This window comes from Devosia algicola (assembly GCF_028816455.1).
GTDB lineage: Bacteria > Pseudomonadota > Alphaproteobacteria > Rhizobiales > Devosiaceae > Devosia > Devosia algicola.
Genome location: NZ_CP118246.1, coordinates 2742099 through 2759644, shown reverse-complemented (window position 1 = coordinate 2759644; position 17546 = coordinate 2742099). Strand labels below are relative to the sequence as shown.

Sequence of the window (17546 nt, the reverse complement as noted above, 5' to 3'; positions counted from 1 at the left end):
ATCTGGCTTTCCAGACCCCGGCAGCAGACTCTGTCGGCATTGGAGGCGGGGTGTCGAGGGCTATTACCAGTTGATATTGTTGAAATTGGAACATCCAGTGATGTCCAGGATGTCCGCGACCGGGGTTTTCACTGCGCCCAAAAAGACAATCCGGTGTCGGGCCACGCCCGTCCTCATCGTTTCACCATCATGAAGACGAACCGCCCCGCGATGGCGATTTCTTGGGGGCTTGCCCGGTAAGTTTGACCGGCAACTCGCCCGAGCGGATGTGAAGATCGCGTTGCGGAAACGGAATTTCGATGCCGTGACTGGCGAGCGCGGTTTCCAGCGCCCAATTGTAGTCGGCATGCACCTTGGCGGGGCGCTTTACCGATTCTGGTTTGATCCAGACGACGAGTTCGAAGTCGAGACTGCTTTCACCGAAATTGACCAGCCAGACTTCGGGTGGCTTGGCACCTCGGCCCTTCAACATATGCGGTACTGTCTCGGCCGCTTCCAGCGCCGCCTTTTTGACCAGTTCCTTGTCGGTACCATAGGCAACGCCGAACGGTATGCGGGTTCGCTTGTAATTGTCCCGAAATGTCCAATTGGTGACGCGATTATTGATGAATTCGGAATTGGGCACCAGAATATCAACATTGTCGCTGGTGGTGATGCGCGCCGAGCGGATATTGATTTCGCGCACTTCCCCCGTCAGTCCCGATTCCAGTTCCACAAAATCACCAACCTTGATGCTGCGCTCGACCAGAAGGATGATGCCCGAAACCAGATTGCTGAAAATGGCCTGCAACCCGAAGCCGATGCCGACACCAACGGCGCCGGAAAATACTGCAAGAGCCGTCAGATCGATGCCGATTACATTCATTGCCAGCATGATGGCGGCAAACAGGAAAACGATCCGGACCGCCTGACTGACGAGCCCCTTGACCGAAGCGGGCAGATTATCCTGCCGGTCGACGCGCGACTGGACAAACCGGCTGATAATGGATGCAAGCCAGACCAGCGCCGTCAGCGCCACCACGCCCTTGATGACCATGAAGACAGATATCCGGTCGGCGCCAACGCTGACTGACATGCTGTCGAGCAACGCGATGGTAGGATTGAGCAGGCGCAGAATATTCAACGCGGCGATGAACCAGGCCACCGAGGCAAAGGCGCGTGACCAGAATGGATCACGCACAAAGGTCGAAAACAAGCGAATGAGGACCCAGGCTTGCAACAGGCTTGCCACGGTGCGGATGAGATCGTTACCGGTGTTGAGCGAACTGAAGGCGGCCGTTGCCATCCACAGCGCCAGCACGAACAGCACCGGAAAGGCGAGCCGTAACACCACCATCCTTGTCAGCCTGACAAAAGCGGTTTCTCCCTCTGCTACTGGCCAGACATGGGCAAGAAACGGGCGAAAGCGGCCGGCAACCAGCCAGGATACAACAAAGGCGCCGAGGATCGTTCCAACCTGGAACAGACCTTCATAGGACAAGAACTGGTGGCCTAGCGCCTCGGCAGTGTCGGTAACAAAGCGCATGATCGGGGCAACGCCAGATGACACGTCCTCGATAATGGTTTCGGCCGTCTCTGGTTGTGCGGCTGGCGTCATCTGCACCTGCGCCAGAATTATCGGGGCATCCATCGCAACCTCCACCATCGCTCCCTCGTGCCGCACTCTAGCGCCCAACTGGCCCAGCGCCTAATAGCCCGACGCCAAATGATCGCCCCGATAGCGTTTGCGGGGGGCAATGTCTCAATGCGCCCCAACGGGTTGGGGGTGGCGGAGCGGGCTTGAGTTTGTTCTTATCCAGAAAGACGGGCGCGATTCAAAAGGACCAATCGTTGCCACCGGCAATGATTCCGGCACGATATTGGAGAAGAATATGGATGGCGTCGCTACAAGCGTCAGTGAAGAGGAGGGGCTCCTTTTTGCCTGCAGGCTGGATGGCAGCGGCTCGGCGACCCTGATTGGCTGGGACGCGGTCGAAAGCTGGCAACCCGACCATGGACCGCTTTGGGTTCATCTCGACCGGGACTCGCCTCGCGTTCAGGACTGGCTGATCAATCATAGCGGCCTGACGGCGCCAACCAGCGATGCGCTGATCGCGGAGGAAACCCGACCCCGCGTATTCCATGGCAAACAGGGCTTTGTCGCCATTTTGCGCGGCGTCAACACCAACGTCGGCGCGGACGCTGCCGACATGGTTGCCATGCGCATGTGGTCAGACGGGCAACGCGTCATTACCATTCGCCAGGAACGGCTGATGACCCCTCGCGATGTACTGGCGCAATTGCTGGAGCTTGGCACCGGGCCAATAAATGCTGCCAGCCTGTTTGAACGACTGATCCACCGCATCAATGAGCGCATGGCGGACGCCATTGATTCACTGGACGAGCAGCTTGAAGCGATTGAAGTGTCGCTTGACCTTGCACGCGCTGCCGAGCAACGAAAACAGCTCTCCGAAATCCGGCTGCACGCGGCGATCTACCGACGTTATATTTCACCGCAAAAAGACGCGTTGACAGCGCTCTTGATCGAGCCACCGGCATGGTTTGGCGACGACTGCATGCCGCATCTGCGCGAGTCTATAGATCGGCTGCTGCGTTATCTCGAAGACATCGACACCGCGCGGGAGCGAGCAACGGTGATCAAGGACGACATTTCCAATCAGGCTCGCCGAATCGAGCAACAAAACCCTTTATGTACTGGCAATCATCTCGGCGATATTCCTGCCGCTTGCCTTTCTGACCGGCCTTTTGGGCGTCAATGTCGGCGGCATGCCGGGCGTCGACAACCAGAACGCCTTTTGGATTTTTTGCGGCATCATGGTGGCGTTACTTGGGCTTGAACTCTTCATATTCAGATTACTGAAATGGCTGTGACGCGCTGCCATCTATTCAACGGCATTTTCTACTTGGCTATATTGATAGGCTCTGAGTCCAGGATAGTGTTGTGTTAAGTATGTAGGCGCAACGTAATATTTACCCGCGCACTCTATGTCAGTAACAGAGCATGGTGTGCGGTTGGACGGGTGGTTATCGTATTGGGTTCAATTTTCGCGCACAGTAAAGAGTTCTTTTCTGTGCCCAGCGCAGATAAGAACCCGGAATTGCTAAAGGCCCAGTACGAGGTCTTCTCGCGGCAAATTCCTGTCATGTATTCCATTTTGCTCATCAGCACATGGTCCGTTGCCAGCACCTTTCTGGATGCAGCACCCCAATGGCTTGTTGTCCATATTCCCATTGTATTCTCACTCGTCTGCGGCGTCCGTGTTTTCGGATGGTGGCGGTCCAGACGGCGCACGCCGTCCGCTGAAATTGCCCGCAAGGCATTGCTTCGTACCAACAGGTTCGCGCTTATAATGGCTATTGTCATTTCGGTCTGGTCGCTATCGCTGGCGCCTTATGGCAGCCACGACATGCAAAGCAGTGTCGCATTTTTCATGGCGATTACCGGCATTTGCGTCGTCGTTTGCCTCCTGCATTTGCGGTCTGCGGCCTTTATCGTCGCGATTGTTATCGCTGTTTTCTTTTCAGTACATTTTGGCTTTTCCGGCGTCCCGTCCTTTGTTGCCATGACGACCAATCTTGGGCTGGCCACTATCGCTTTACTGATGGTGGTCTTTGTACAATCGGGTCACTTCGCATCGTCCATTGATACGCGCACGTCGCTCGAGGCCGCCAACCGGGAAAACTTTCGCATGGCCAACCTCGACAGTTTGACCGGGCTTGCCAATCGTCGGCAATTCTTTTCAAAACTCGATGAGGTGTTTGCTGTCGCCGGATCGCAGGGGACACGCGTTGCCGTTGGCATTGTCGATCTTGACGGGTTCAAGCCGATAAATGATTTGTATGGGCATGTGATTGGCGACCAACTTCTGGTTGCTGTGGGGCAACGCCTGTTGACCATCGCCGACAAAAATACCTTCGTTTCCAGACTGGGTGGCGATGAATTTGCATTATTGGCAAGTGGCGGGCTTGATGACGCGGACCTGCTGGAATTTGGAGATCGCGTTTGCGCGGCCCTGCGCGAACCCTTCATATTGAGCGGCGCCACCGTGCAGATTTCAGGATCCATGGGTTTGGCGGTTTTTCCCGAACTGGCCGATAGTCCCGGCAAGCTTTATGAACGCGCCGATTATGCACTTTACAATGGCAAGCGTGTGAAGCGCGGTCACGCGGTGCTGTTCTCCGAGACACAAATCACCGAAATCGAAAAGAACGCGCGGATCGAGCAAACCCTGCGCGCCGCGGACCTTGATGTTGAACTGGAAGTCCATTTCCAGCCTATCGTGGATGCCCTCAGCCAGAAAACTGTTGCTTTGGAAGCCCTGGCGCGTTGGCACAGCCCGGTACTGGGGGATGTGCCGCCGAAATCCTTCATCCCGGTTGCTGAACGGGCAGGCCTAGTCAGCGGTTTGACGCGGGTCCTGCTGCAAAAGGCACTCGCCGCCGCGTCGCGCTGGCCCGATCCCATGCGGCTTTCGTTCAACCTTTCAACCCATGACATAAGCTCTGACGAAGGGGTGGCCCGCATCATGGGTATCATCCACAAGAGTGGCTTCGATCCAAAACGCATCGATCTGGAGATTACCGAGACCGCGATGATGTATGATTTTGCCCAGGCAAAGTCGGCCATCGAAACACTCAAACTGTTTGGTTGCGGCATTGCCCTGGATGATTTTGGCACGGGATTCTCCAGCCTCAGTCAACTCCACTCGCTCCCCCTGACAAAGATCAAAATTGACAGAAGTTTTGTCTCCTCGTTGGACACAAACCCCGCGAGCCTATAAAATCGTCAAATCGCTCCTTGCGCTCAGCCGGGACATGGGCCTGAGTTGCGTCGTGGAGGGCGTTGAGACCCATGAAGAGTTGACCGTTGTTGCCAAACTGGGCGGGCAGTATATTCAGGGCTATCTTTATTCAGCGCCGGTTCGCGAAGCCGAAGTTGCCGGTTTTATCGCTGAGCTACCTCAGGCTCTGGCTGAATAGAACCATGATATTGGTTGTTCAAGGTCGGGTTTTGGCGAAAGCGATTGCCATTTCGCTATTGTAGGGGAATGCTGGTGCCGGGCCCGGCACGCTGCAGTGCACCATGCTGGCGCTGATGATGCCCGGTTGTAGCGGCCACAGTCTGGACCATGCATGTTGAACGGCAAAAATTATCGTCCATTGATCCAGTCAGCAGTAGCGTTCGGTTCGGCGACACTTGCCACGCTGATTTTTCACGAATTTGCCCACGGCGTAACCGCGCTTGCCCTTGGATATCATCCAGTGGTCTACGCGGTGCACGAAACCGATACCGCGACCCTGGCACGCGATGTCGCCACCATTGAGCTATCCGGCCCAGTCGCCAGCCTGCTTGTTGGTGCCATAATGCTCTTGATCCATGCTCAAATGCGCGGCCAGGGCTTCGCCCGCTATCTGACGCTCTGGCTTGGCGTCATGGGCATGGCGATGTCTATGGGGTATCTGATTGTTACCCCGTTCTATGCCGAGGGCGACATCGCGACGGCGCTGACGGCTTTGGGTGCTGGTGCGGGCCTGCTGGCATGGCTGGCACTGGCGGCTGGTATTGTTGGCCTGATCTTCGTCGCACGTCTATCAGCGCCCTGTTTCCTGAACCTCACCAATCGCGATGAACCGCTTCGTCCCCAAATATACAGGCTCGGCCTTCTGGCGTGGCTGCTGGGCGGTTGTGCGGTGTTGCTGCTGACAATTCCCGCCTATCCATTAGCGATTCTGGCTGTCGGTTTCGTGGCGCCGCTGACCGGCATGTTTGCGATCAGACTCAACAGGGACCGCAACGATTACGGCGAATCCGGCGCCGTGCCGCAGATTTCATATATTGGCATCGGCCTGCTGATCGTGCTCGCCATTGCCTTGCAAATGCTGTTTCGCACCGGCCTGCAATTATAGCGAAAGAGCGAACGCGCACCAGGCCACAAGCCCGGCCACCTCATGAGCATGTTGTGACCTGATTGGCGCAGCTTTGGTTGGTCCAGCCGCGTAGCCGCTTGCTTGAGGCGGTACCATCCACTTCGATCCAGTCGTCTTCGCATTGATGCAGATTGTCGACACGAAAAATGTCGGCGGCGCTGCCGCTATCGTCCAGGGTGAAGGCAATCGGGGCGTCGGCAGACGGCCCGGTTCGCAGCTGCGCTGATTGCACCCATAGTCGGAGGACATTGCCCGGCAACCAGCCTTCACCAGCAAAATTGGTGATCGGGTCAGTGTCCAGGCCACCATAGAGATCGGTGACAATCTTGGTAATTTGGAACCAGCCGTCGCGAGAGCCGGTGATCGTCACTTCGGGAAAATAGATCTCGGCGCCATCAGTATAGGGGCCGGGCACGGTAGCAACCACCGGGTAGCCAGGGCCAGGCCCGGTACGCAGGGCGAGATCGACCGGCGCTTCCTCCATGATCCATGCTGCCAGATTGCACAGTTTGGTCCCCGATGGCGGCACGCTGGCGCTATTGCCGACACAGGTCTGAATCAACGACGTCGCGGCTTCCCGCGCGCCGCCGAGTGGAAATTCCTCGGCGCCATCCTCGACAAAGACACTGAGCGTGCCGCCCGCGGTGAGCAGGTCGGTAAGTTTGGCATCAAGCGCTATGCGGCCTTCGAGGATGAAGCTGTCGTCCATTTCTATCCGCGTGCCGGTTGTGGCAATCGGCACGGCGAGATCGCCAGCCTCAAGCAGGACTTCGACCTCGACACCGTTGAGCGCGTTGATGGGCGCGAATGCGAGTGCAAAGGTAAGGCTCGTTACTGCCTTGCGCGCAGGAGAACGATAAAGGGGCGTGATCTGTCTGCGGGATACCGTAGAACAGGGATGCGCCATTGGCCGCTTTCTGGCCGTGCCATCCAAGATTGTCCTCGGCCTGGGCGCTCATGGCCGTGAGGCAGACGAGCGCCGTAACGCGTAACAATGTGGTCAATCGGTCCAGAGCCATTGTTATTGCCGCCTTTCCCGGAAATTGCGTGCGCCATCCATATGGTAGCGCGGATGGCCAGGTGGATGGGCGGCAAGGTGTCGCTCAGATTGTCCGCCCTGGTGTCGAAAGATATATTCCCTCGACTTTATGCTCAAGCGGTAACCCGGAACGAGATCGGGCTGGACAGGCCATGCTCAATGGCCTCAACACACAAAATTTGTGTCGCTCACCGTTCCCCAACTGTTGGAGCCCTATCCGGCATCGGTTCGCACCATCGCGGGACATTTGGGGTCAAACTGCCAACCCTCGATGAGGTAGCGCATGGCCGTGGCATCATCGCGGTCACCTTGCGGGAGGGAGTGGTAGAGGGCGTTGGCGCGTTCAAGGGCAGCCCGGTCAAGCTCGATGCCAAGTCCGGGGCGCTCAGACAGTGTGACTTTGCCACCGGCGATGCGCAACGGATCGCGGGTCAGGGGTTGGTCATCCTGCCATATCCAATGGGTGTCGAGCGCCGTGATGCGCCCAGGCGCCGCCGCGCCCACTTGCGCAAACATCGCAAGCGAAATGTCGAAATGATTATTGGAGTGCGACCCCCATGTCAGTCCCCACCGATCGCAGAGCCTGAGCCACGTCGATCGATCCCTGCATGGTCCAGAAATGCGGGTCGGCCAATGGAATATCGATGCTTTGCGCTTGCAGCGCGTGTCCTAGCTGGCGCCAATCCGTGGCGATCATGTTGGTGGCTGTAGGGAGACCGGTGGCACGACGAAATTCGGCCATGGTTTCGCGTCCTGAATAACCGGGTTCCTGGCCGCATGGGTCTTCGGCGTAGGCGAGCACAGGCTTGAGCGCCTTGCCGTAGCCAATGGCGGCATCTAGGGGCCAGGCGCCGTTCGGATCCAGAGTGATCCGCGCGTCCGGAAAATGTTTGGCCAAAGCGGTAACGATCTCGACCTCGTCCTCGCCCGACAGCACCCCCCTTTCAGCTTGAAATCGTGAAAGCCATAGTGCGATTGTGCAGCTTCAGCCAGTTCTATCACCGCCGCAGCATCGAGCGCTGGTTCGTTGCGCAGGCGCGTCCAGTCATCGGCGCGGCCCGTTACCTGTCTGTACGGTAACCCCGTTTTCTGCTGGTCACCGATGAAAAACAGGTAGCCAAGCATCTCGACGTCCCGGCGAACCGGACCATCGGCGAGCAACGATGCCACCGGCAGGTCAAGGAATTGGCCGAACAGATCGAGCAGCGCACACTCGATTGCGGTGACTGCATGTACCGCAACGCGCTGATCAAAGGTTTGCAGTCCCCGGCCCGTTTCGTCCTGGCCGTCAAACACGTTCCGAATGGTTCGGAGCACGGCGCGATAGTCCCCCAATTGCCTGCCGATAACCAGCGGGATAGCGTCCCGAAGTGTCGCACGGATTGCCTCTCCGCCGGGGACCTCCCCGAGCCCGGTGTGGCCAAGATTATCGCGCACAATGACGATATTTCGTGTGAAAAACGGTGCATGTGCACCGCTAAGGTTCAAAAGCATGCTGTCGCGCCCGGCTACCGGAACAACCTCCATTGCGACGATTTTGGGTGCGGCGGAAACGCCGTGTGTGGGCATCGGAGAACTCTGGACCATTTGCCCCTCCCGGCGGCTGTAATTTTATGACAGCATGTTAGAGATCGAACAAGGTTTCGCCACCTCGTCAGGCGTTTGGAAACCGGGGCATGCCCCGTCCATCGACCATCATCGGTCACGATTTAACCCGACGACCCGCCGGCTCCGCAGGACAGGATGTTTGCCGCCGGGCTCGATATCATCATCCAGGGCACTGCCAGGCACCTGGCCTGACGGCGGTGCCAATATCAGAGCAAACAGATCATGATCGATACATTGCTATTGCAGGGTGTGTGGATAATGGCGATCATCGCCGGGTCTTTTCAGAGCCGCGACCGGGCCAGGCGCCTGCCGCTCCTGACGCTGTTAGTGAGCGCGTTCCTTGCCGCCTGCCTTGCGCTTCAGTTTGCCGACCCTGAAATTCTTCTCGTGATGCAAAGGAGCGCGTCGGCGATCCTTGCCGGTCAATGGTGGCGCATGGGCACAGCGCTGTTTTTCCAGGACGGATGGCTTGCTGGCGGGCTCTCCAATATTGCCGCCTTGCTGGTCATTGGCGGGTTGGCCGAGCAGGTTCTGACACGCTGGACGTGGATTGGCATCTACGCTCTGGGCGGGCTTGCCGCCGAAACCATTGCATTGGCGTGGCAGCCCATCGGGGCCGGCAATTCAATCGCCATCTGCGCGCTGGCCGGTGTCCTGCTGGTCGCCCCCTCGCTTGATCGGCGGCGTTGGCCGCCTGATTTTCGGCACGCGCTGTCGGGCAGCGGCGCCATGCGTGTTCTGGCAGCGAGCGCCGTGCTGATATTGCTTGTGCGCCAAGACATCCACGGCGCCGGCGCACTGGCCGGGGCGCTGCTGGCGATCATGGTCGCCTGAGCGCAGACGCGGCTGCAGCGATGGTCATGCCAATTGCAACCGTAGGCTCTCCGATGCGGCGTCGAGTCCGCCAGTCAGCCCGCGGGGGTAAAACCGACGCCGTAGCGATGCACTGCCACATCCCTGCCCCATCGAGTTGCATGCTCACAGGCTCGATCTCGCCAGCCTTGGAGTGCATAATGAAACCCATCATCATCGGATTGGCATCGGCGGCGCTGATGGCCACCGCTACCCTCGCGCAACAGCCCGCTATGCCCACAAACGCGCAAATTACCCAAATCCTCACCGACCGTATTGATCGCGATCAGGCCAATGTCGGCATTGCTGTCGCGGTGATCGAGGCGGGCGTCCCCCGTTTTGTCTCGTACGGCACGCTTGACACCGGCGACAGCACACCGGTCGACGAGCACACGCTGTTCGAAGCCGGTTCAATCACCAAGGTCATGACAAATGTGCTGCTGGCGCAACAGGTGGTGGCCGGGCGCATCGATCTCGATGCCCCACTGACCGACTACCTGCCCGCCGGAACGATTTTGCCCGAACGCGACGGCAAGGCGATTACCGCCTTCGATCTGGCAACCCATAGCGCCGGCTTTTCCGGCCTTCCGAGGGCCATCATGGCCAAAGGTCCGGCCAACCCCTATTCGGGCTACGACGCCAAGGCGCTGATGACGTGGATTTCAGAATATCAACTGCCGCGCCCCATTGGCGCAAAGTTTGAATATTCCAATGTCGGTATCGCCCTGCTGGCGCAGGCCGTCATTCATGTCAGCGGCATGTCCTATGCCGACTTGTTGCAGCAGGAAATTCTTGATCCACTTGCAATGACCGAGACATTTCTGGCTACAACCGGCGAGCCCATCGCCGGGATGGCGTCGGGTCACGATGCCGCAGGCGATGAGGTTCCGCATTGGGACATGGACGCCTTTGCCCCGGTGGGTGGGCTGGTTACCAGTGCGGCGGACCTCGCCAAATTCATCGCTGCGGCCAGCGGCCAGGTACAGAGCCCACTGGCGCCGGCCTTCGCGATCATGCTGGACCGCACAAGACCGGCGGGCAGCCCCGACCAAACCGTCGGTCTGGGCTGGTTCAACCTGATGGAGGGCGGTCGCGACATCGCCTGGCACAACGGTATCACTGGTGGTTTCCGCAGCTTTGCCGGTTTTGATCGCGACAGCGGCAATGGTGTGGTGGTCCTGTCCAATATGGTCACCGACAGCGGTATCGAAGATATCGGCCTGCACCTGCTCGATAGCACACTGCCGTTGCAACCTCAGCCAACGCGGCGGGAGGCCGTGACCGTCGACCCGGCTATCCTTGCTACTCATGTGGGTACCTACGAACTGGCACCTGGGGTCACGATCACCATTGCCCAGGAGGAGAACCGCCTGTTTGCCCAACTGACCGGCCAGCAGCGCCTGGCGATTTTTCCCGAAAGCGATAATCGCTTTTTCTTCCGGGCCGTTGATGCCCAAATCACTTTTGGCACCGACGACAAGGGTGTGGCGACCCTGACCCTGCACCAGAATGGTCTGGATCAGGTCGCCACCCGTGTTGAATAGGGGTGCAACGCGCGTTAGGCCAATCGCCTAATGTCGACTGGCGACTGGTTGCCCGCCGGTGTTAGGTCCGCTTCACAATTGCCAGAACCGATGCCAGCAGGGCGCAGCCCACGACGACGGCGTTGACTGCATGGCCATATTCCCAATTCCGGCGCAGGGCCTCCCAGTTCTCGGACTGGGTCGTCCAGTTGGCAGTCGCCTGATTGGCCGGGAATATCCATGCGAAAAAGATTCCCAGACTGATCACGGTTAGCGATGCCGCGATCAGTGCCCAATGCGCGGTTGCGGGATGGCGTCGCCGTTCCATGAAATAGAGTCCGATATTCACCAGGATCGCCGCAAAGATCGGCACCGCAAACAACGACCATCCCGCATAGATGTTTTGCACGATAAAATAGCTGTCGCGGTCGAGGCCGATCTTGCCGGGCAGTTCGAACAGATGCGCACCGCTGGGGATCAGGATGAGCGCCATGAGGGCCAGCGCGATGATTCTGAGAACTATCATATCTGTTATCCTCATTCTTCGTTCACTAAAGATGGGCCTGCGTCGTCCCGCCCGCCAAACGCTTCATCAGCCAGGGTTCCAACGCAGCATCGGTGGTCACGCAATAAACCGCCGATGATTCAGCAAGCGGGGCGCCGGGAGCGTTAGCCCTCACAGCGACCTGAAGTGCCACGGGATCGCTGAACCAGAGATTGTGCAATTGATCGTCGTGGCCGACCCAGGCATTGACCATCGCGCAATCAAAGAACGCGGGGTCCAGCAGGTAGGCGCCTGCCAATAGATCGTAGGGATGGAACCCCGGAAGCCCGATATCGGTCTGCCAGAAGTCGAGCCATCCGCGCGCGCCCGAGGCCACCCAATCGCCGACCGGACCGGCATGGGAGATGGTATCAAGATTGGCGCTGGTCAGGCTGACACCACGCGCAACATCATAGGGGATCAGCGATAGCGGCAGTCCCATGGCGACAATTTTGACGGCAGCGTCGCGGTCCAGGTCGAAATTGAGATCGCGAAAGACCGGGCCGTGCCCGAACAGCATGCCGTGCCCCACCCCCTCGGAAGGATGAAAAATATGGCCGGGTCGTCGACCCATGACGGCCACGATCCGCACAACATTGGTTTGCAGCGCAGCGCGACCTTGGAGCGCGGCCGCAATATTGGTCAACGGTCCAAGGGCGAGAATGGTCAGCGGGCCTTGGGCAAGGGCTTGCTGAAGCGCGGCCTCTGCCGGTGTTGACGGGGTGCCCGGTGCAGCGGCTCCGCGCATGATTTGCGGCACTTTTGCCCCTTCGGCGCGAAGCTTATCCGCCAGCGTTCGTACGGTTCGATCCGTGTCCTTGAGCGCGGCGTTCCCGAACACACTTGAAACGCCAGCAATCTCGATATTGGGCGCGCGTGCCAAAAGCATCAGCGTCAGGCAATCGTCGGGGTCGGACCGACGCGACAGACCGCAGGCGGCGTCGGTATCGATCCAGACGCGATGAGACAGTTCGATTTGGGGTCCGCTCTCGATAACTGGCAGCGGCGGTTCGGGGAGGCGGCCGGTCCGCCAGACGGGAACAGGCAGGGCCAATAGCAGCGCGACCACGCCGATGAGAACGGCGATGGCAAGACCTGTTCTGGTGGCTATCCTGCCAAGCCTTGGCATCCTCGCCTCTCCTGCTGATATTACTGGTTTTGGTTGTAGTATTTCGGGCCGGATTTTCGCTCCTGTTGCCCCACATCTGAACGGTGTTGGTCGCTGCAGGGTTCGTAATTGATCACCTCGGTTTTCGCATAGGTCCCGAAGGTGCCAACTGACGGGGGCGTTTTGAGATGTCGCAGCTTTTTGGGATTTCTAACGATCCATATGGCGCGGATGACCCCCTCGGCAATATCGATGGCCGTGGTCTGAAGCACGCCGCCGGGCTCCAGCGAAACAAATCCGGGCGCGCCATTGATGGTGCAGAGTTCAGGACAGGGCGGTAACAGATATTTGCTCCGGCGCGCCAGTCCGACGAACAAACCGATAGCGCGTCTTTTGCCGCGAAGAATATTGATAGCGGCAACGACTTCGCCACCGCCGTCGGTGTGAAGCTCGATATCTTCGGCAAACAGGTCACGCAGCGCCTGCATGTCCCCCGTGCGGCTTGCCTGCCAAAAGGCCGTCATCAAGGGGCGGGCCTCCTCGAGCGGCTTTTGCACCGGTGGCTCGGCGCCAGCAAAGCCTGCGGCGGGCGCGGGACACCAATTGGCGGCATGCCGTTGGCGACCGTCCGACAATCGCCGATATCTCATCGAATGAGTGATCGAAGGCATCGCGCAGAATGAAGGCGGCGCGCATTTCGGGCGACAGGGTCTGCAGTGTCAGCATGAGCGCCATCGTCACATCCTCGGCAACCATCCATTGATCTTCCGGGCTTGGGGCGCGCTCCTGCACCAGCGGCTCGGGCAGCCAGGCCCCGACATAGGTCTCCCGCCGCGCCCTGGCTGATGTCAAATGATCGAGACAAAGCCGCATGACCACCGATCGCAACCAGGCGGCGACATTGTCAATCACCGTAATGTCCTGGCCGGCAAATCTGATCCAGGCCTGCTGAAGCATGTCCTCGGTATCGGCAACCGATCCGGTCATCCGATAGGCCAGCGCCGCCAACCGGCGACGCTCGGCCTCGAATGCGGCGAATTTATCGTCAGTGATCATGCGCCTCGGCCCGCCCCGGGTGAACGGATCGGAACCCCACGGCCAAGCGGTTCCAGCCGTTTATGGTATTGACCACCAGCGTCAGTTCAGCGCGCTCGCGCTCATCAAACACCGCTGCCAGTTCATCATAATCCGCGTCGGGAACGCCCGTGGCCTCGATCTCGCGTCAGTGATTCGGCCCAGCGCAGTGCCGCCCGTTCGCGCGCGTCAAAGGCCGGGCTTTCGCGCCACGCCGCCAGAACATCGAGCTTTTCCTGCGAAACCCCGGACTTGCGGGCGTCCGGAGCATGCATATGCAGGCAATAGGCGCAGCCATTGATTTGTGAGACACGCATTTTGACCAGTTCGCGCAATTGCGGTGAAATGGTCATTTTATGCGTCGCTTCCTCAAGTGCCAGCATGGCCTGCATCACCTCGGACGCGCTTGCGCCATAGTTCATTCGTGGTTTCATTTTCGGTCTCCAATTCAAGGCTACACACATGACGATGTGCACGCTCGATTTGTGACAGGGCCTTGGCTCTTACCGCACCAGTTCGAAGCATGGCGGCGACGCGCACGCTATGATCTGCGCGTCGATAAAGAGCCTGGAGGCGGCGACCGATTTTATCCCGCGAACCGAGCCTACCCACCCGTTTCCGGTCGGGCCGCAGACTTGGTAACACCAATGGTCACGCCCATTGTTTACCCTTTGGTGTGGTCGCCTGCCGGTTCGGCACGTGGTTATCGTAATCGGGCAATTCAAGATCATCGCGAAAGGCGCTGGCGAGCATCCATTTAGCCAGGATCGGCACCGAGGCGATGTTCGACATCAGGTCACGCGCGACCAGACCTATCCATGATTTCGGCGCGAAGTAGCTGCTAAAGCGCAGAGCCGCATCCTGCTTCTTAACCAGGAAGGTTTTGAGCTGGCTTTCATAGCAATCAAACGCGGCGGCCACGTCGCCGCCAGAGCGGGCCAACTCACCGGCGAGCACGCGCGCCTCGGTCATGGACAGGCTGGTGCCCTCGCCCGCCAGAAGCGAGGGACAGGCCGCCGCATCCCCGATCAGTGCGACGCGCCCCTTGCTCCAATGCGGCATGCGGATCTGGCTGGCACGGTCGAAGTATAGATCGTCGGCCTCATCCATCCGCGCCAGGATCGCCTCGCTTTCCCAGCCGGTATCTTTGAAAATGTTTTTGAGTCTCATTGCGAATCGCATCGGCGTCCTGAGACATTTTGCGCAGATATTCGTCGGCGACGACCATCAGCACCAGGGTCCGGTCGTCGCGCAGCGTTACCCGAGACAAGAAGCGCCCCGGCACTGTATGGGACACGACGGTCAATTCGTCGCGTGGCTGATAGCCGTTCATGGTAAAGGCGGCGACGTGAAACCCCAGGCGTTGTTCAAATTGCTCTTGCGGTCCGAACACCAGAGCGCGAATTTTGGAATGCAGCCCATCGGCGCCGACAACAAGGTCGAAATTTTCGCTGGTGCCATCGGACAGACCGACAATGACCTGATCGCCGCGATCATCGATCTGCGTGACTTCGGTACCGAAGCGGGTCTCGATGCCCTCGCAGGCCTGAAAAATTCCTGCCGACAGGGCGCTGCGGGCAATACTGAAATAGCGGCCCTCGGCGAGCGTGTCGAAGACCGTAGCGTTTATCGATGATGTCGTCCGCCCGCCTGCGGTTACGGTGAGCAGGTGCTCCATATTGTAGCCCCGCGTCTTCAGGGCGGGCAAAAGTCCCATCTGTTCGGCGACATCATAGCCGGTGCCCCAGAAATCGATAATGTAGCCGCCTTCCCGCACCTGTTTTGCGCGTTCCAGCAATACCGGCTCATGGCCGTCGCGCCGCAACCACCACGCCAGCGTCGGACCGGCAATACCGCAGCCATTAATTGCTATTTTCATGTCCATACTCCTTGGCTAGAAGCCGTGCCATCGGGCGCCATAAGGCCAACTGGGCCTGTGCATCACCGGTCAGTGCGGCGTTGATCATCAAGCCATCCATGGTGACAAGGCACAGCCGCGACAGTTCGCTTGCCATGGCGGCATTTCGGGTTTTTTCGGCCAGCGCTGCGGCCAGGCGAGCCACCGCCGCATCCATTTCAGCGACAAGTTTCACCTTGAGGCGCTGCTCGAACATGGCCTTGGTCACAAAGCCGCAATAGGCCTGCACAAGGCCGCTTTGCTTGGCGCTCAGATCCAGACTGGTCGCGCCCAAAGCGACAAGAATATCCTCGAGATCAGCTGATTCATCAGGATCGTGGGGAACCATCATCTCGGTGAACAGGTCGAGCGCGGCAATCGGCACTTCGTCAAGCGTGGGGAAATGGTGGAACACGGTGGCCTTGCTGACGCCGACCTGGCGCGCCAGCGCCGAGGCGGTTACCCCGTCCATGCCGTTCTGGCCCATCAAAAGGATCGCGGCGTGCAGAATGGATTGTCGTGTGTCAGCTGGTGGCATGGTGCGAAACTACGCCTGACCGATCGGTCGGTCAATATACTTGTGGTGAAATTTTTCACCCGCCGCGGCCCAGCGGTTTACGCGCGCAAAATTATCGCGGTTGTCATTGAAGCTGCCAGCGCGCCGCAACCGGCGCGACGCACGAGGATGGTTGGCAAAACGTCAGGCAGATCAGGCGTCGGGATGCTTGAATACCAGCGTCGCATTGGTGCCGCCAAAGCCAAAGGAGTTGGACAGCGCCACGCCAATATTGGCATTGTCGCGCCGCGCCCGCAGGATTGGCATGTCGGCAAAGGCTTCATCGAGATTTTCGATATTGGCGCTCTCGCACAGGAATTTTTCGCGCATCATCAGGATGCAATAGATCGATTCCTGCACCCCTGTTGCGCCCAGTGAATGGCCGGTCAGCGACTTGGTTGCCGAGATTGGCGGGCATTTTTCGCCAGAGCCGAAAACAGCACGAATGGCGTCCATTTCGCGCGCATCGCCGACCGGGGTCGAGGTGGCATGAGGGTTGATATAGTCAACCGGCATGTCGATCCCTTCCAGCGCCAGCCGCATGCAGCGCTCGGCGCCCTCGCCCGAGGGAGCCACCATGTCGTAGCCGTCGGACGTTGCGCCATAGCCGATGATTTCGGCCAGAATATTGGCGCCGCGTGCCTTGGCGTGCTCAAGTTCTTCCAGCACCAGCACCCCGGCGCCGCCGGCAATGACGAAGCCATCGCGGTCGCGGTCATAGGCGCGCGATGCCTTTTGCGGATTGTGGTTGAAGTTGGACGACATGGCGCCCATGGCATCAAACAAATTGCTCAGCGACCAGTCCAGATCCTCATGGCCGCCCGCAAAGACAATGTCCTGCTTGCCCATCTGGATCTGCTCATAGCCATTGCCGATGCAATGTTTGGAAGTGGCGCAGGCCGAGGATATAGAATAATTGATGCCCTTGATACCAAACGGCGTCGCCAGCGTTGCCGAGGCCGTCGAACTCATGGCCTTGGGCACGGCCAACGGTCCGATGCGCTTAGGACCCTTGTCGCGGGTTATGTCGGCGGCTTCCACCACCGTGCGGGTCGAGGGGCCGCCAGAGCCCATGACAATGCCGGTGCGCGGATTCTTGACGTCCTTGTCGTCAAGTCCGGCGTCTTCGATGGCCTGCTGCATGGCCAGGTAGTTCCAGGCCGCGCCCTTGCCCATGAACCGCGTTGTACGCCGGTCCAGAATTTCAAACGGGTCGATGCTGGGCGCGCCATGCACATGGCAGCGGAAGTTGAGATCGGCGTAGTCCTGGGCAAAGCTGATTCCGGGTTTGGCGGCATGCAGGCTGGCCAGCACCTCGGCGCGATTGTTGCCGATTGATGAAATGATCCCAATACCGGTAACAACTACTCGTCTCATCTTAGCCTCTTGATAGTGTGTGCACTCAATGATGTCGCGA

General features: G+C 59.0%; 17 protein-coding genes and 2 pseudogenes. 7 read left to right on the top strand and 12 right to left on the bottom strand.

Annotated elements, in window-relative coordinates; translation table 11 throughout:
- Nucleotides 1–187: 187 nt before the first annotated feature.
- The gene (locus PSQ19_RS14685) at nucleotides 188–1630 is read right to left on the bottom strand and encodes a mechanosensitive ion channel domain-containing protein (protein ID WP_282218340.1); all 1443 of its coding nucleotides are present in this window, start codon (nucleotides 1628–1630) and stop codon (nucleotides 188–190) included.
- Nucleotides 1631–1736: 106 nt separating this feature from the next.
- Between PSQ19_RS14685 and PSQ19_RS14680 the strand changes: the two are divergent.
- The 5 genes and pseudogenes from PSQ19_RS14680 to PSQ19_RS14670 form a co-directional block, all read left to right on the top strand.
- A pseudogene (locus tag PSQ19_RS14680) lies at nucleotides 1737–2651 on the top strand (CorA family divalent cation transporter); the annotation flags it as partial.
- 4 nt (nucleotides 2652–2655) lie between these two features.
- Nucleotides 2656–2871 carry a CorA family divalent cation transporter gene (locus PSQ19_RS19930; protein ID WP_407649163.1) on the top strand — a complete coding sequence of 72 codons (216 nt, stop codon included), beginning with the start codon at nucleotides 2656–2658 and terminating at the stop codon, nucleotides 2869–2871.
- A gap of 200 nt (nucleotides 2872–3071) precedes the next feature.
- Nucleotides 3072–4781: a putative bifunctional diguanylate cyclase/phosphodiesterase gene (locus tag PSQ19_RS14675; protein ID WP_328517666.1), complete on the top strand. Its 1710-nt coding sequence runs from the start codon at nucleotides 3072–3074 to the stop codon at nucleotides 4779–4781.
- Nucleotides 4782–4815: 34 nt separating this feature from the next.
- Nucleotides 4816–4980 carry a hypothetical protein gene (locus tag PSQ19_RS19475; RefSeq protein WP_328517665.1) on the top strand — a complete coding sequence of 55 codons (165 nt, stop codon included), beginning with the start codon at nucleotides 4816–4818 and terminating at the stop codon, nucleotides 4978–4980.
- A 153-nt stretch (nucleotides 4981–5133) separates the two neighbouring features.
- Entirely contained in the window at nucleotides 5134–5907 is a 774-nt protein-coding gene (locus PSQ19_RS14670) for a hypothetical protein (protein WP_282218338.1), read from the top strand.
- A 40-nt stretch (nucleotides 5908–5947) separates the two neighbouring features.
- On the opposite strand, the gene PSQ19_RS14665 is transcribed toward PSQ19_RS14670, so the two are convergent.
- The gene (locus tag PSQ19_RS14665; RefSeq protein WP_282218337.1) at nucleotides 5948–6835 is read right to left on the bottom strand and encodes an SH3 domain-containing protein; all 888 of its coding nucleotides are present in this window, start codon (nucleotides 6833–6835) and stop codon (nucleotides 5948–5950) included.
- Between the two features lie 345 nt (nucleotides 6836–7180).
- Nucleotides 7181–8536, bottom strand: a pseudogene (locus PSQ19_RS14660) (enolase C-terminal domain-like protein).
- 261 nt (nucleotides 8537–8797) lie between these two features.
- Between PSQ19_RS14660 and PSQ19_RS14655 the strand changes: the two are divergent.
- Entirely contained in the window at nucleotides 8798–9409 is a 612-nt protein-coding gene (locus PSQ19_RS14655) for a rhomboid family intramembrane serine protease (RefSeq protein ID WP_282218336.1), read from the top strand.
- 179 nt (nucleotides 9410–9588) lie between these two features.
- Nucleotides 9589–10971 carry a serine hydrolase gene (locus PSQ19_RS14650; RefSeq protein ID WP_282218335.1) on the top strand — a complete coding sequence of 461 codons (1383 nt, stop codon included), beginning with the start codon at nucleotides 9589–9591 and terminating at the stop codon, nucleotides 10969–10971.
- A gap of 61 nt (nucleotides 10972–11032) precedes the next feature.
- Here the strand turns inward: PSQ19_RS14650 and PSQ19_RS14645 are convergent, their stop codons facing one another.
- The 9 genes from PSQ19_RS14645 to fabB form a co-directional block, all read right to left on the bottom strand.
- Nucleotides 11033–11476, bottom strand: a complete 444-nt coding sequence (locus PSQ19_RS14645) for a DUF1772 domain-containing protein (protein WP_282218334.1) — start codon at nucleotides 11474–11476, stop codon at nucleotides 11033–11035.
- 25 nt (nucleotides 11477–11501) lie between these two features.
- On the bottom strand, nucleotides 11502–12623 hold the full coding sequence (locus PSQ19_RS14640) for a nucleoside hydrolase (RefSeq protein ID WP_282218333.1): 1122 nt from the start codon (nucleotides 12621–12623) through the stop codon (nucleotides 11502–11504).
- A gap of 20 nt (nucleotides 12624–12643) precedes the next feature.
- Nucleotides 12644–13129, bottom strand: a complete 486-nt coding sequence (locus PSQ19_RS14635; protein ID WP_282218332.1) for a sigma-70 family RNA polymerase sigma factor family protein — start codon at nucleotides 13127–13129, stop codon at nucleotides 12644–12646.
- Nucleotides 13074–13658, bottom strand: a complete 585-nt coding sequence (locus PSQ19_RS14630) for a sigma-70 family RNA polymerase sigma factor (RefSeq protein ID WP_282218331.1) — start codon at nucleotides 13656–13658, stop codon at nucleotides 13074–13076. Before PSQ19_RS14630 ends, PSQ19_RS14635 begins: the two co-directional genes overlap by 56 nt.
- Nucleotides 13659–13783: 125 nt before the next feature.
- On the bottom strand, nucleotides 13784–14110 hold the full coding sequence (locus tag PSQ19_RS14625) for a carboxymuconolactone decarboxylase family protein (RefSeq protein ID WP_328517664.1): 327 nt from the start codon (nucleotides 14108–14110) through the stop codon (nucleotides 13784–13786).
- A 217-nt stretch (nucleotides 14111–14327) separates the two neighbouring features.
- A complete protein-coding gene (locus PSQ19_RS14620) occupies nucleotides 14328–14786 on the bottom strand; it encodes a Rossmann-fold NAD(P)-binding domain-containing protein (RefSeq protein WP_282218330.1) in 459 nt (152 codons plus the stop codon).
- Nucleotides 14779–15555: an FAD-dependent monooxygenase gene (locus tag PSQ19_RS14615; RefSeq protein WP_282218329.1), complete on the bottom strand. Its 777-nt coding sequence runs from the start codon at nucleotides 15553–15555 to the stop codon at nucleotides 14779–14781. The genes PSQ19_RS14620 and PSQ19_RS14615 overlap by 8 nt, the downstream gene beginning before the upstream one ends.
- Complete coding sequence (locus tag PSQ19_RS14610; protein WP_282218328.1) at nucleotides 15539–16111, bottom strand: TetR/AcrR family transcriptional regulator; 573 nt, start codon at nucleotides 16109–16111, stop codon at nucleotides 15539–15541. Before PSQ19_RS14610 ends, PSQ19_RS14615 begins: the two co-directional genes overlap by 17 nt.
- A gap of 171 nt (nucleotides 16112–16282) precedes the next feature.
- Nucleotides 16283–17506: a beta-ketoacyl-ACP synthase I gene (fabB, locus tag PSQ19_RS14605; RefSeq protein WP_282218327.1), complete on the bottom strand. Its 1224-nt coding sequence runs from the start codon at nucleotides 17504–17506 to the stop codon at nucleotides 16283–16285.
- Between the last annotated feature and the right edge of the window lie 40 nt (nucleotides 17507–17546).

Bases quoted from the DNA above. Each gene is read 5' to 3' on its own strand.
- PSQ19_RS14625 (WP_328517664.1), bottom strand. From the start codon at position 14,110: ATGAAACCACGAATGAACTATGGCGCAAGCGCGTCCGAGGTGATGCAG.
- PSQ19_RS14665 (WP_282218337.1), bottom strand. From the start codon at position 6,835: ATGGCGCATCCCTGTTCTACGGTATCCCGCAGACAGATCACGCCCCTT.
- PSQ19_RS14615 (WP_282218329.1), bottom strand. From the start codon at position 15,555: ATGAAAATAGCAATTAATGGCTGCGGTATTGCCGGTCCGACGCTGGCG.
- PSQ19_RS14645 (WP_282218334.1), bottom strand. From the start codon at position 11,476: ATGATAGTTCTCAGAATCATCGCGCTGGCCCTCATGGCGCTCATCCTG.
- PSQ19_RS14650 (WP_282218335.1), top strand. From the start codon at position 9,589: ATGAAACCCATCATCATCGGATTGGCATCGGCGGCGCTGATGGCCACC.
- PSQ19_RS14610 (WP_282218328.1), bottom strand. From the start codon at position 16,111: ATGCCACCAGCTGACACACGACAATCCATTCTGCACGCCGCGATCCTT.
- PSQ19_RS14640 (WP_282218333.1), bottom strand. From the start codon at position 12,623: ATGCCAAGGCTTGGCAGGATAGCCACCAGAACAGGTCTTGCCATCGCC.
- fabB (WP_282218327.1), bottom strand. From the start codon at position 17,506: ATGAGACGAGTAGTTGTTACCGGTATTGGGATCATTTCATCAATCGGC.
- PSQ19_RS14620 (WP_282218330.1), bottom strand. From the start codon at position 14,786: ATGGATGAGGCCGACGATCTATACTTCGACCGTGCCAGCCAGATCCGC.
- PSQ19_RS19475 (WP_328517665.1), top strand. From the start codon at position 4,816: ATGGGCCTGAGTTGCGTCGTGGAGGGCGTTGAGACCCATGAAGAGTTG.
- PSQ19_RS14685 (WP_282218340.1), bottom strand. From the start codon at position 1,630: ATGGATGCCCCGATAATTCTGGCGCAGGTGCAGATGACGCCAGCCGCA.
- PSQ19_RS14630 (WP_282218331.1), bottom strand. From the start codon at position 13,658: ATGATCACTGACGATAAATTCGCCGCATTCGAGGCCGAGCGTCGCCGG.
- PSQ19_RS14655 (WP_282218336.1), top strand. From the start codon at position 8,798: ATGATCGATACATTGCTATTGCAGGGTGTGTGGATAATGGCGATCATC.
- PSQ19_RS14670 (WP_282218338.1), top strand. From the start codon at position 5,134: ATGTTGAACGGCAAAAATTATCGTCCATTGATCCAGTCAGCAGTAGCG.